This window comes from Actinomadura craniellae (assembly GCF_003289645.1).
Lineage (GTDB): Bacteria > Actinomycetota > Actinomycetes > Streptosporangiales > Streptosporangiaceae > Actinomadura_D > Actinomadura_D craniellae.
Genome location: NZ_QLYX01000010.1, coordinates 96,337 through 109,535 on the forward strand (window position 1 = coordinate 96,337; position 13,199 = coordinate 109,535).

11 protein-coding genes are annotated in these 13,199 nt (G+C 72.7%); 1 reads left to right on the plus strand and 10 read right to left on the minus strand.

The features are described from left to right. Positions 1 to 101: 101 nt before the first annotated feature. The 8 genes from pyrF to pyrR are packed head-to-tail and all read right to left on the minus strand — an operon-like array spanning position 102 to position 10,143. The gene (pyrF, locus tag DPM19_RS21470) at positions 102 to 800 is read right to left on the minus strand and encodes an orotidine-5'-phosphate decarboxylase (protein WP_111869767.1); all 699 of its coding nucleotides are present in this window, start codon (positions 798 to 800) and stop codon (positions 102 to 104) included. Further along, complete coding sequence (locus DPM19_RS21475) at positions 797 to 1,891, minus strand: dihydroorotate dehydrogenase (RefSeq protein ID WP_111869940.1); 1,095 nt, start codon at positions 1,889 to 1,891, stop codon at positions 797 to 799. Before DPM19_RS21475 ends, pyrF begins: the two co-directional genes overlap by 4 nt. A gap of 40 nt (positions 1,892 to 1,931) precedes the next feature. Then, positions 1,932 to 2,828 (minus strand): dihydroorotate dehydrogenase electron transfer subunit, encoded by an 897-nt coding sequence (locus tag DPM19_RS21480; protein WP_111869941.1) that lies wholly within the window; start codon positions 2,826 to 2,828, stop codon positions 1,932 to 1,934. 17 nt (positions 2,829 to 2,845) lie between these two features. After that, on the minus strand, positions 2,846 to 6,181 hold the full coding sequence (gene carB / locus DPM19_RS21485) for a carbamoyl-phosphate synthase large subunit (protein WP_111869768.1): 3,336 nt from the start codon (positions 6,179 to 6,181) through the stop codon (positions 2,846 to 2,848). Continuing rightward, positions 6,181 to 7,335, minus strand: a complete 1,155-nt coding sequence (gene carA, locus DPM19_RS21490; RefSeq protein ID WP_111869769.1) for a glutamine-hydrolyzing carbamoyl-phosphate synthase small subunit — start codon at positions 7,333 to 7,335, stop codon at positions 6,181 to 6,183. The genes carB and carA overlap by 1 nt, the downstream gene beginning before the upstream one ends. Continuing rightward, positions 7,332 to 8,615, minus strand: a complete 1,284-nt coding sequence (locus DPM19_RS21495) for a dihydroorotase (protein WP_111869770.1) — start codon at positions 8,613 to 8,615, stop codon at positions 7,332 to 7,334. Before DPM19_RS21495 ends, carA begins: the two co-directional genes overlap by 4 nt. 14 nt (positions 8,616 to 8,629) lie before the next feature. Then, positions 8,630 to 9,574 (minus strand): aspartate carbamoyltransferase catalytic subunit, encoded by a 945-nt coding sequence (locus tag DPM19_RS21500; protein WP_111869771.1) that lies wholly within the window; start codon positions 9,572 to 9,574, stop codon positions 8,630 to 8,632. Further along, positions 9,571 to 10,143: a bifunctional pyr operon transcriptional regulator/uracil phosphoribosyltransferase PyrR gene (pyrR, locus tag DPM19_RS21505; RefSeq protein WP_111869942.1), complete on the minus strand. Its 573-nt coding sequence runs from the start codon at positions 10,141 to 10,143 to the stop codon at positions 9,571 to 9,573. Before pyrR ends, DPM19_RS21500 begins: the two co-directional genes overlap by 4 nt. 514 nt (positions 10,144 to 10,657) lie before the next feature. Between pyrR and bldD the strand changes: the two genes are divergently transcribed. After that, positions 10,658 to 11,152, plus strand: a complete 495-nt coding sequence (gene bldD, locus DPM19_RS21510; protein WP_103935631.1) for a transcriptional regulator BldD — start codon at positions 10,658 to 10,660, stop codon at positions 11,150 to 11,152. A 408-nt stretch (positions 11,153 to 11,560) separates the two neighbouring features. Here bldD and DPM19_RS21515 read toward each other — a convergent pair whose 3' ends face one another. Both DPM19_RS21515 and DPM19_RS21520 read right to left on the minus strand, forming a co-directional pair. Continuing rightward, a complete protein-coding gene (locus tag DPM19_RS21515; protein WP_111869772.1) occupies positions 11,561 to 12,049 on the minus strand; it encodes an SAV_6107 family HEPN domain-containing protein in 489 nt (162 codons plus the stop codon). A 338-nt stretch (positions 12,050 to 12,387) separates the two neighbouring features. Continuing rightward, complete coding sequence (locus DPM19_RS21520; protein ID WP_111869773.1) at positions 12,388 to 13,197, minus strand: L,D-transpeptidase family protein; 810 nt, start codon at positions 13,195 to 13,197, stop codon at positions 12,388 to 12,390. Positions 13,198 to 13,199: the final 2 nt, after the last annotated feature.

Genomic DNA, 13,199 nt, shown 5'->3' on the forward strand with positions numbered 1-13,199 from the left:
TTGTACATGATTCTCGGCCTCGCGTCACCCATTCACTCGCCTGCCAGGGCTTTTGCGCGATCGTGAAAAATCGCCTCTCCCGCCACTCTCGGCGGCACTCGTCACCCGCCCGCGGAGACCGCTCCGAGGGCGGCCGCGACGCCCGCCGCGGCGGCCCCCGGGTCGGCCGCCCCAGTGATCGGACGGCCGATCACCAAGAGGTCGGCTCCGGCCGCCAGCGCCCGCTCGGGGGTCGCCACCCGGGCCTGGTCCTGCGTCGCGGTGCCCGCCGGGCGCACCCCGGGCGTGACGAGAGTGATCTCGGGGCCCACCTCCGCGCGGACGGCAGCGGCCTCCTGCGGCGAGCAGACCAGCGCCCGGGCCCCTGCCCCCACCGCGAGCGTCGCAAGCCGTCGTACGGCCGCTGAGGGCGGTCCTGAGAGGCCGACAGCGTCGAGATCGGCCTTCCCCAATGAGGTGAGCACCGTTACCGCCGTGATCAAGGTCTCGGGCGCGGCCTCCAGAGCCGCCTGGATCATCGCCGGCCCGCCCGCGGCGTGCACCGTCAGGAGATCCGGGCGGAGCCCGGCGACCGCCCGCGCGGCCCCGGCCACGGTCGCCGGGATGTCATGCAGCTTGAGGTCCAGGAACACCCGTGCCGGGCCCGCCTCGCGCACCCGGTGGACGGCCTCGGGGCCGTACCGCAGGTACAGCTCCAGCCCGACCTTGACGGTGCTCACGTGCGGAGCGACCAGGCCGGCCCAGCGGGCCGCGGTGTCCAGGTCCGGTGCGTCCAGGGCGACGGCGACGGGGGCTTTCACGGTGACATCTCCTCGCTCTCCGCGGGCTCTGCGGGCCCTGCCTGGGGCTTTCCGGCCCGAACGGAACCGTCCCGCCGTATGGCTTCGGACGCATCGGATGCATCCGCATCGTTGACTGGGATGTCCGGAACGGGTTCCGGACGAATCTGCGGCGGAAAGAAGCCGGCCGGTTTGTGGGCCAGCCCGACGGCGTCCGCCAACCGCCCGATCCCGCGCTCGGCCAGCGCGTCCTCCAGCTCGCGCAGGATCCGCGTCCCGGCCGACGGGTCGTGGAACAGCGTCGTGCCCACGCCCACCGCGCTCGCGCCCGCCAGGACGAACTCCAGCGCGTCCAGCCCGGTGGCGACCCCCCCGATCCCGACGATCGGGGTGCGGGGCAGGGCGGCGTGCACCTGGTAGACGCAGCGGACGGCCACCGGGCGGATGGCCGGCCCCGACAGGCCGCCGGAGACCCCGGTCAGCGCCGGGCGCAGGGTGACCGGGTCGATCGCCATCCCGACCATCGTGTTGACCAGCGACAGCCCGTCGGCGCCCGCGTCCGCGCACGCCAGCGCAATCGTCACGATGTCGGTGACGTCGGGGGCCAGCTTGGCCAGCACCGGGATCTCCGGCCGGGTGTGCCGCCGCACGGCGCGCACCACCTCGGCGGCCGGACCGGGGTGCGAGCCGAACGTCCGCCCCCGGTCCTCGGCGTTGGGGGCCGAGACGTTCACCTCGACCGCCGCGACCCCGGCGACCTCGCTCAGCCGCCGCGCCACCGCCGTGTACTCGGCGACCCCGTTGCCGACGATCGACACCACGGTGCGGGCGCCCTGCCCGGCCAGCCAGGGCAGGTCCCGCTCCAGGAAGCCGTCCAGGCCGGGGCCGGGCAGCCCCGCCGCGGTCAGCATGCCGCTCGGGGTCTCGGCCGCCCGCGGGGTCGGCCGGCCCGCCCGCGGCTGCGGCGTCACCGAGGCGGTGACGAACGCGCCCAGCCGGGACAGGTCCACGAACCGGGCCAGTTCCCGGCCCGAACCGCCGCAACCGGCCGCGGTCATGATCGGGTTGGGCAGTTCCAGGGCGCCCAGCCGGGTGGTCATCGCAACGCTCATGGTGTGCCCCAGCCGGTCTCGCAGCGGTGTCTCGGTCCGGTCATCGCGGGCCCTCCGCACCGAAACGGACGGCGGCGTGGGCACCGGGGGCGCCGATGGCGTCGAACGGGATCGTCCCCAGATCGCCCCAGCGCACCCGCTCGCCGCGCAGCACCGGGCCGTCGGCGCAGGCCCGCACCATCCGGGTCACCCCGTCGTCCCCGACGATCGGCAGCACGCACGTCAGGCACAGCCCGGTGCCGCAGGCCCCGGTCTCCTGCAAGAACTCCTCCACCGAAACCTGCGAGGGGATGCCGTACTCGGTGGCGATCGCGGTCACCGTGCGCAGCAGCGCGGTCGGGCCACACGCGTAGACCACCTCCGCGGCGGCCTCGTCCACGGCCCGGGGCAGCACGTCGGCGACCGTGCCCGCCGTGCCCAGCGAGCCGTCCGCGGTGGCCACGGTCGCCGAGTCGCCGATGCGCTGCGCGGACCGCGCGCCGAACACCCGGCGCGCGTCCGGGCCGCCCAGCACGAAGTGCACCGGGCAGCCGCGCCGGCGCAGCACGTCGGCCAGCGCGAACAGCGAGGCCGCGCCCGGGCCGCCGCCGACCAGCAGGCAGCTCACCGGGTCGCGGGGCAGCCGGAAGGGCCGGCCCAGCGGGCCGACGAGGTCGACCGAGTCCCGGGACCGGCGGCCGGCCAGCCACGCGGTGCCCGGGTCACGGTCGGCGAACACGAACTCCACCGTGCCGCCGTAGTCGGACTTCACCTCGTACACGCCGAAGCAGCGGCGCATCAGCCGGGCCGTGTGCTCCCCGCCGACGGCGAGCGCGACGAACTGACCGGGCCGGAACCGCTCGGCGACCGCGGGGGCCACCAGCGTCATGGCGTAGTAGTCCTGCACCTGCCGGACCGTCAGGACCGTGGCCGAGGTCTGCACCGGCGCGTCCGACATCCGCATCTCTTCCTTTCTCAGCCCGGCGGCACCTGGCGCGCGTTCCGCAGCCGTTCGGCGTGCTCCTGCAGGGACCGCACGCCCACGTCGCCGCGGACGATCGCCTCGATGCCCTGCACGGCGGCGGCGAGCCCCTGGACGGTGGTCACGCACGGAACGCCGCGCAGCACGGCCGCGGTACGGATCTCGTAGCCGTCGAGCCGCGGCCCCGACTGACCGGGGCTGCCGAAGGGAGTATTGACGATGAGATCCACCTCGCCGTCGAGGACGCGCCGGACGATGGTCGGCTCGCCTCCGGATCCGGGTCCCTCGCTGTGCTTGCGCACGACCCTGGCGCGCACCCCGTTACGGCGCAGCACCTCGGCGGTTCCTTCGGTGGCCAGAATCTCGAAGCCCAGGTCCGACAGCCGCTTGACCGGGAAGATCATGTGCCGTTTGTCCCGGTTGGCGACCGACACGAACGCCCGGCCCTTGGTCGGCAGGGAGCCGTACGCCGCCTGCTGCGACTTGGCGAACGCGGTGCCGAACACCTCGTCGATGCCCATCACCTCACCGGTGGAGCGCATCTCCGGGCCGAGGACGGTGTCGACGCCCTGCCCCTCGCGGGTACGGAACCGGTCGAAGGGCAGCACCGCCTCCTTGACCGCGATCGGCGCGTCCAGCGGCAGCGTGCCACCGTCGCCCTCGGCCGGCAGCAGCCCCTCGGCGCGCAGTTCGGCGATGGTGGCGCCCAGCATGACGCGCGCCGCCGCCTTGGCCAGCGGCACCGCGGTCGCCTTGGACACGAACGGGATCGTCCGGGACGCCCGCGGATTGGCCTCCAGCACGTACACGACGCCCGAGGACAGTGCGTACTGAACGTTCATCAGGCCGCGCACACCGATCCCCGCGGCCAGCGCCTCGGTCGACTCGCGGATGCGCTTGACGTCGTCATGGCCCAGCGTGATCGGCGGCAGCGCGCAGGCCGAGTCGCCGGAGTGGATGCCGGCCTCCTCGATGTGCTCCATCACGCCGCCGAGGAACAGTTCCTCGCCGTCGTAGAGCGCGTCGACGTCGATCTCGATCGACTCGTCGAGGAACCGGTCGACCAGCACCGGGTGCTCCGGGCTCGCCGCGGTGGCCTTCTCCATGTACGCCGACAGCGTCTCGTCGTCGTAGACGATCTCCATGCCCCGGCCGCCCAGCACGTAGGAGGGGCGGACCAGCACCGGGTAGCCGATCTCGGCGGCGATCTCGCGGGCCTCGGCCGCCGAGGAGGCGGTGCCGTGCTTGGGCGCGGGCAGCCCGGCGCGGGCCAGCACCCGGCCGAACGCGCCGCGCTCCTCGGCGAGGTGGATGCTCTCCGGCGAGGTGCCCACGATCGGCACCCCAGCGTCCTTGAGCCGCTGCGCCAGCCCCAGCGGGGTCTGCCCGCCGAGCTGGACGATCACCCCGGCGACGGTCCCGGACCGCTGCTCGGCGTGCACCACCTCCAGGACGTCCTCCAGCGTCAGCGGCTCGAAGTAGAGCCGGCCGGAGGTGTCGTAGTCGGTGGAGACGGTCTCGGGGTTGCAGTTGACCATCACCGTCTCGTAGCCCGCCTCGGCCAGCGTGAACGAGGCGTGCACGCAGGAATAGTCGAACTCCACCCCCTGGCCGATCCGGTTGGGCCCGCTGCCCAGGATGATCACCTTGGGCCGGTCGCCGGGCGGGACCTCGGTCTCCTCGTCGTAGCTGGAGTACAGGTACGGCGTCCGCGCCGCGAACTCCGCGGCGCAGGTGTCCACGGTCTGGTAGACCGGGCGGACGCCGAGCGCGTACCGCAACTCCCGGACGACCTCCTCGGAGAGGCTGCGCAGCTCGCCGAGCTGCGCGTCGGAGAAGCCGTACCGCTTGGCGGCGAGCAGGTTCCCGCGGGTCAGCGCGTCCTCGGCCGACCTGACCCGGTCGGCCACCTCGTTGATCGCCGCGATCTGGTCCAGGAACCACGGGTCGATCCCGGTGGCCGCGTGCGTCTCCTCGACGGTGGCGCCGGCCCACAGCGCCCGCTGGACGTCCCGCAGCCGGCCCTCGTGCGGCAGGGCGGCGCGGGCCAGCAGTTCCGCCGGGTCGCCCGGCTCCCCCGCCCAGGAGAACGAGGAGCCCTGCTGCTCCAGCGAGCGCAGCGCCTTCTGCAGCGCCTCGGGGAAGGACCGGCCGATCGCCATGGCCTCGCCCACCGACTTCATGTGCGTGGTGAGGGTCCGGTCGGCGGCCGGGAACTTCTCGAACGCGAACCGCGGCACCTTCACCACGACGTAGTCGAGGGTGGGCTCGAAGGAGGCGGGGGTCTCCTTGGTGATGTCGTTGGGGATCTCGTCCAGGGTGTAGCCGATCGCCAGCCGGGCCGCGATCTTGGCGATCGGGAAGCCGGTGGCCTTGGAGGCCAGCGCGGACGAGCGCGACACCCGCGGGTTCATCTCGATGACGATCATGCGCCCGGTGCCGGGGTGGACGGCGAACTGGATGTTGCAGCCGCCGGTGTCGACCCCGACCTCGCGGATCACCGCGATGGCCACGTCCCGCATGTTCTGGTACTCGCGGTCGGTGAGCGTCATGGCCGGCGCCACGGTGATCGAGTCGCCGGTGTGCACGCCCATCGGGTCGAGGTTCTCGATGGAGCAGACGATCACTACGTTGTCATGCTTGTCGCGCATGACCTCGAGCTCGTACTCCTTCCAGCCGAGGATCGACTCCTCCAGCAGGACCTCGCTGGTCGGGGAGGCGTCCAGGCCGGCCCCGGCGATGCGCCGCAGGCCGGCCTCGTCGTAGGCCATGCCGGAGCCGGCCCCGCCCATGGTGAACGAGGGGCGCACCACCATGGGGTAGCCGAGGTCGGCCGCGGCGGCCAGGCACTCGTCCATGGTGTGGCAGATCACGCTGCGCGCCGACTCGGCGTTCAGGCCGTACTTGTCGGCGACCCGGGCGACGATCTCCTTGAACCGCTCGCGGTTCTCCCCGGCCTGGATGGCGTCGATGTCGGCGCCGATCAGCTCGACGCCGTACCGCTCCAGCACCCCGGCCTCGTGCAGGGCGACGGCGGTGTTCAGCGCCGTCTGGCCGCCCAGGGTGGGCAGCAGGGCGTCCGGGCGCTCCTTGGCGATGATCTTCTCGACAACCTCGGGGGTGATCGGCTCGACGTACGTGGCGTCGGCGAACTCCGGGTCCGTCATGATCGTCGCGGGGTTGCTGTTGACCAGCGTCACCCGCAGCCCCTCGGCCTTGAGGACCCGGCACGCCTGGGTGCCCGAGTAGTCGAACTCGCACGCCTGGCCAATGACGATCGGCCCGGAGCCGATGACCAGGACCGACCTCAGATCCGCGCGGGGGGACATCAGCCCTGCTCCTTCCGGTCCATCAGCTCGCAGAAACGGTCGAACAGGCCGGTGGCGTCGTGCGGGCCGGCCGCCGCCTCCGGGTGGTACTGGACGCTGAACGCGGGCCGGTCGATCAGCCGCAGGCCCTCGACGCACCCGTCGTTGAGGTTGACGTGGGTGACCTCGGCCCGCCCGTAGGGGGTGTCGAAGGCGCGGTCCACGGGGGCCTCGACGGCGAACCCGTGGTTGTGCGCGGACACGTCCACGCGTCCCGTCGCCCGGTCCTGCACCGGCTGGTTGATGCCCCGGTGGCCGAACCGCAGCTTGTAGGTGCCCAGGCCCAGAGCCCGGCCGAAGATCTGGTTGCCGAAGCAGATCCCGAAGAACGGGACACCGGCGTCGAGCACCCCGCGCAGCGCCGCCACCGCGTAGTCGGCGGCGGCCGGGTCGCCCGGGCCGTTGCTGAAGAACACCCCGTCGGGGCGCAGCGCCAGGATCTCCTCGGCCGTGCTGGTGGGCGGCAGGACGTGCACCTCGCAGCCGCGCTCGGCCATCCGGTGCGGCGTCATCGCCTTGATCCCCAGGTCCACGGCGGCGACGGTGAACCGCCGCGCGCCGATCGCGGGCACGACGTACGGCTCGGTGGTGCCGACCTCGCGGGCCAGGTCCGCGCCGACCATGGACGGGCTGGCCAGCACCCGCTCCAGCAGCGCCGCCGGGTCCGTCTCGGTGGTGGAGATCCCGGCCCGCATGGCGCCCCGATCACGCAGGTGCCGGGTCAGCGCGCGGGTGCCGGGCATCGCGATGCCGACCACCCCGGCCGCGGCGAGCTCGTCGCCCAGCGAGCGGCGGGACCGCCAGTTCGACGCGATCCGGGCAGGCTCGCGCACCACGTAGCCGGCGACCTGGATGCGCCCCGACTCGGGGTCCTCGTCGTTGACCCCGGTGTTGCCGATGTGCGGGGCCGTCATCGCCACGATCTGGCGGTGGTAGGAGGGGTCGGTCAGGGTCTCCTGGTAACCGGTCATGCCGGTGTTGAAGACCATCTCCCCGAAGGTCTCGCCCGCGGCGCCGAACCCGGTGCCGTGGAAGGTCCGGCCGTCCTCCAGGACGAGCATGGCCTCGTTCGTCGGGTGCGTCGGGTCCATCGCTTCCTTCCGCTGCATGCTCATACGAGCTTCCCGTCCAGGACGGTGGTGCGGCCGCGCAGGAACGTCGCCACCACGCGGCCGGGCAGTTCCAGCCCCACATAGGGGGTGTTGCGGCTCTTGGACGCGAACCCGGCCGGGTCCACCGAAAACCGGACCGACGGATCATAGAGGGTGACGTTGGCCGGGGAACCCACGGCCAGCGGCAGCCCCTGGCCGGTCAGCCGGCCGATCCTGGCGGGACGGACGGCCATCCGGTCGGCCACGCCGGCCCAGTCGAGCAGGCCGGTGTCGACCATCGCCTCCTGGACCACCGGCAGCGCCGTCTCCAGGCCGATCATGCCCATCGCGGCCTGCGCCCACTCGGTCTCCTTGGCCTCCACCGGGTGCGGCGCGTGGTCGGTGGCGACGCAGTCGATGGTGCCGTCGGCGAGGCCAGCGCGCAGCGCGGCGACGTCCTCGGCGGTACGCAGCGGCGGGTTGACCTTGTAGATCGGGTCGTAACCCTCGGCCCGGCGGTCGTCGAGCAGCAGGTGGTGCGGGGTCACCTCGGCGGTGACCTGCCAGCCCTTGCTCTTCGCCCAGCGGATGATCTCCACCGAGCCGGCCGTGGAGACGTGGCAGACGTGCAGCCGGGAACCGACGTGCGCGGCGAGCAGGCAATCGCGGGCGATGATCGCCTCCTCGGCCACCGCGGGCCAGCCGCGCAGCCCCAGCCGGGCCGACATCACGCCCTCGTTCATCTGGGCGCCCTCGGTGAGCCGGGGCTCCTGGGCATGCTGGGCGACGACGCCGTCGAACGCCTTCACGTACTCCAGCGCCCGGCGCATGATCACCGCGTCGGACACGCAGTGCCCGTCGTCGGAGAACACCCGGACCCGGGCCGCCGAGTCGGCCATCGCGCCCAGCTCGGCCAGCTGCCGCCCCTCGATCCCGCGGGTGACCGCGCCGACCGGGTGCACGTCGCAGTGGCCGGCCTCGCGGCCCAGCCGCCAGACCTGCTCGACCACCCCGGCGGTGTCGGCCACCGGCTCGGTGTTGGCCATGGCGTGCACGGCGGTGTAGCCGCCCCGCGCGGCGGCGCGGGTGCCGGACTCGACCGTCTCGGCATCCTCGCGGCCCGGCTCGCGCAGGTGGGTGTGCAGGTCGACCAGGCCGGGCAGGGCGATCAGGCCGGCGGCGTCGACGACCTCCGCGCCCGGTGCGGACAGCCCGGCGCCGACCTCGGCGACCATGCCGTCCCGCAGCAGGAGGTCGGTCGCGTCCCCGCCGAGGATCCGCGCGCCCTTGATCACGATGTTCACTTCGTTCGCTCCGCTCACTCGCCCGCCCCCGGTGTCCCGATCGCCGACTCCGACCCGCCCAGCAGCAGGTAGAGCACGGCCATCCGGACGCTGACGCCGTTGGCGACCTGTTCGACGATGGTCGACCGGGGTGAGTCGGCCACCTCGGCGGCGATCTCCACCCCCCGGTTCATCGGACCCGGATGCATCACGATGGCGTGCTCGGGCAGCTGCGCCATCCGGGGTGCGTCCAGCCCGTACCGGCGGCTGTACTCGCGCACGGTCGGGAAGTAGGCGGCGTTCATCCGCTCCTGCTGCACCCGCAACATCATGATCGCGTCGCTCTTGGGGAGCACCGCGTCCAGGTCGTAGGACACCTCGCACGGCCAGTCGCCCATCGCCACCGGCAGCAGCGTGGGCGGGGCCACCACCGTGACCTCGGCACCCAGGGTGGCCAGCAGCAGCACGTTGGAGCGGGCCACCCGGCTGTGCAGGACGTCGCCGACGATGGTGACCTTCCGGCCGGAGAGGTCGCCGAGCCGGCGCCGCATCGTGAACGCGTCGAGCAGCGCCTGCGTGGGGTGCTCGTGGGTGCCGTCGCCGGCGTTGACGACGCTGCCCCGGACCCAACCCGCCAGCCGGTGCGGGGCGCCGGAGGCGTTGTGCCGGATGACCACCCCGTCGGCGCCCATCGCCTCCAGGGTCAGCGCGGTGTCCTTCAGGCTCTCCCCCTTGGAGACGCTGGAGCCCTTGGCCGAGAAGTTGATGACGTCGGCCGACAGCCGCTTGGCGGCGGCCTCGAAGGAAATCCGGGTCCGGGTCGAGTCCTCGAAGAACAGGTTGACGACGGTACGGCCGCGCAGGGTCGGCAGCTTCTTGATCGAGCGGTCGGCGACCTGGGCGAGCTCCTCGGCGGTGTCGAGCACGAGCAGCGCGTCGTCCCTGGTCAGGTCCGCCGCGGAGATGAGATGGCGTTTCACTGTGCCCCCTGGAGACTGTCCTTCGGCCCGAGCAGGACCGCGTCGCGCCCGTCGTTCTCGGCCAGCAGCACGCGGACGGTCTCGCGCATGGAGGTGGGCAGGTTCTTGCCCACGTAGTCGGCGCGGATGGGCAGCTCGCGGTGGCCGCGGTCGACGAGGATCGCAAGCTGGACGGCGCGCGGCCGGCCCAGGTCGTTCAGCGCGTCCAGGGCGGCGCGGACCGTCCGGCCGGAGAACAGCACGTCGTCGACCAGCACCACGATGCGGTCGTCGACGCCCTCGCCGGGAAGTTCGGTGCGGCCGAGCGCGCGGGCGGGCTTCATCCGCAGGTCGTCGCGGTACATGGTGACGTCGAGGGAGCCGCACGGGACGGGCCGGCCTTCGACGTCGGCGATGCGGTCGGCCAGCCGGCGGGCCAGGGTCACCCCGCGGGTCTGGATGCCCAGCAGGACGACGTCGTCGCCGCCCTTGGTGCGTTCGAGGATCTCGTGCGCGATGCGGGTCAGCGCACGGCGGATGTCGGCCGCTTCGAGGACCGCCTTGCCGGGAGAACCGGCGACGTGTCGCAGATCACACTCCGCGGGTTCCTCGGCCGGCTCCGCCTGTTTGGAGGCAGCGTTCACCTCGGAAACCTCCTTCCCCGCCTCACGGGACGGACTTAAAGGACGTCTTGTCGGGTTCACGTTAGCAGCCCGCCCGCCCCGCTCAGCACCAGGTGGGGCCGCGTCTTCGCTGGTGAGAGGGGTCACATTCGGTCCGGGGCGGCGGGCCGGCCGCGGAGCCGCGCGGTGCCCGCCCCATCGGGCCTGCGCGCCCTTCGGAACTCTTCGGAGAGCGCATCGTCTCCCTCCCGATTCGACCCCTTTTTTCCAATCGGCTTGACCTTAAGCCGTCCCCGTTTTACCGTCACTGTCCGTAACCATCCCTGGAGACGGAATCCCTGGGCAGACCGGCCCCCTGGCCACTGAGCGTGCACCACCGCGGTGCACGCGCCCCGGGGAAAGGGGAGTCGTGGAACACTCCCCCGCTCTGTTTCCCGACACCTGACAACGACGACGAAAGTGAGCCTGGGGGGCCGCAAAGATGCCGTCTGAATACGCAAAGGCTCTCGGCGCGAGGCTTCGCGCCATCCGCACCCAGCAGGGTCTGTCCCTGCACGGCGTGGAAGAGAAGTCACGTGGCCGCTGGAAGGCCGTCGTCGTGGGTTCGTACGAGCGGGGCGACCGCGCCGTCACCGTTCAGAAGCTGGCCGAGCTCGCCGATTTCTACGGCGTGCCGGTCTCCGAGTTGCTGCCCGGCGGCGCCGCGCCGAGTCCGCTCGGGCCGACGCCGAAACTCGTCATCGATCTCGAGCGCCTGCAACAGCTTCCGAAGGACAAGGCCGGTCCCCTCGCCCGTTACGCCGCGACGATCCAGAGCCAGCGGGGCGACTACAACGGAAAGGTTCTGTCCATCCGGCAGGAGGACCTCCGGTCCCTGGCCGTCATCTATGACAAGTCCCCGACCGAGCTGACCGAAGAGCTCATCGGGTGGGGCGTGCTCGACCCCGAGGCGAGGCGCGCCGTAGAGGCGTTCTGACCCGTCCGCGCGGCCGGTCAGCCGGCCGCGCGGGCGGGCACCCCTGGGATCGTGACATGGGCCGGTTCCGGGCGGTGGCGGCACACACGATGTGCGCCGCCACCGCCCGGAACCGGCTCTCGTCATCTCCGGGATCTCCGGGATCTCCTGGCCGCCGGGCGAAGGTCCGCGGCCGGCGGTCGCCGGCCGCGCCGGTGGCCCGCCCCAGGGGGTGGGCGGCCACCGGCGCGACGGGCGCGAGCGCGCCCGTCCGTCGCCTGGACGGGCGGGCGTGCTCGTCTGGCCGGAGCCGCACCCGGGAGGGACGGACGGCTCCGGCGGCCGGGCTACCGCCGTGCCGGAGGGGAAGAGCACGTGGCGAAGGCCCGGTGCGACGCCGGGTCGGCGAGACCCGGCGGAACGGATCGGTCAGCTGGCCCGGATGTCGCGGATGGGCAGCGTGGGCTGGCCGGGCACACCGAGGGTGTCCTCGACCAGGGTCACGAAGATCTCGGCGTCGTGCAGCAGTTCGTCGGCCTCGCGTGCGCTGACCGCGCGCGGCAGACCAGCCTCGGCCGCGGCCCGCTTGTCGGCGCCGGCGGCGAAGAAGGCGGCCCACTCACGCAGTGCCGGTTCGGCCTCGGGCAGTAGCACCCACACGCTCCGGGGCCGGCCGCGGCGACGGGTGTCGACCGGTTCACGGCAGGTGAGGACCGCCGCGGCCGCGCGCAGCGCCGCCAGGTGCGCCTCGACGTAACGGGCGGCCGGAGAGGTCGCCTCGGCGGCCTCGGCCAGGCCCATCCGGGCGGCGTGCAGTTGCCCGATCGCCGTGTGACCGGTGCGGGGAGACGGCACCCGGCGCGGACCCGGCACGGGATCGGGCTGAGCGTTGCGTCGCGCGGTCGTCGATCCGGACATGGCGTATCTCCTTCCGGGGCGGCGGCGCCCAGTGCCCCACTGGCACGGCGGGCTCCGCCTCGGAACGCGAGCCGACGGGAGCCGGCCGGGCGGAGCGCTTCCCCACACCCCGCCCGGCCGTCACGCCCCACCCGGTTGCGCTGCCCGGGCGGGCCATGCCCGGCACGGTCCGCGAGTCCCGTACCACCTCGAACATGAGTTCGACGCATCTCCAGTAAACCCGGACACCCCGGATTCGTCAATACGTTCGAACATGCACCGCAGCCCCACGTGATCACGCCAGGTCAGCAGCACCCCTCAAGGAGAACAGAAGGGTCTGACAAAACGTCCCAGGAGGGTCAGGAGGGGCGACGGACGTGCACGGGGACGTTGGTGCCCACGAGCCGCGGGAAGACCTCCGCGACATGCATCGGCAGCCGGACGCAGCCGTGCGAGTCCGGATAGGACGGCACCGTCAGGGAGCCGTGGAAGGCGATGCCCCCGTTGAAGTAGATCGGGTTGTAAAGCTGCCCGAGCGGCGAGGTCTCCCAGCCGCTCGCCCGCCGGCCCGTCCGGAAGTCGCCCGTCGGGGTACCGGCGTACCGGCAGCGCGGCTTGGTGGCACCGAAGTCACGGGCGCAGTAGTACTCGCCGTTGCCAGACGAGATGGTCGAGATCAGCGCCACCTGGCCGGCCTGGTAGACGACCAGGTACTGGCGGCGCAGATCCACGTCGACCCGGGTCCGTTCCCGCTTGGCGCTGACGGGCCGTGGCGCCTTCGGGGCGTCCAGCGCGGCCCAGAACCGCTTGTCGACCGTCCCGCTCACCTTGAGGCTGTTCACCTTCTGGAAGGCCCACACGGCGCGCTGCAGCGTCGGGCCGTACTTGCCGTCGATCTTGCCCGGGTCGTACTTGAGCTCTTTCAGCCGCTGCTGCAGCGCCCGCACGTCGGCGTTCCGCGCTCCGGGTTTGAGGGTCCGCCGGACGAGCGGCGTCGGGGTGGGGGTGGGAGACGTGGGGGCGGGCGTCGCCGTCGTCGGCGTGGCCGGAGCGGATCGCGTCGCACCAACGCCGTCGGCGCGGGCCTGTGACGACCCCCCGGAACAGCCGGCGAGCACCATGATCCCACCGATCACCACAATTCCGGCCGAACCCGAACGCATACTCATAT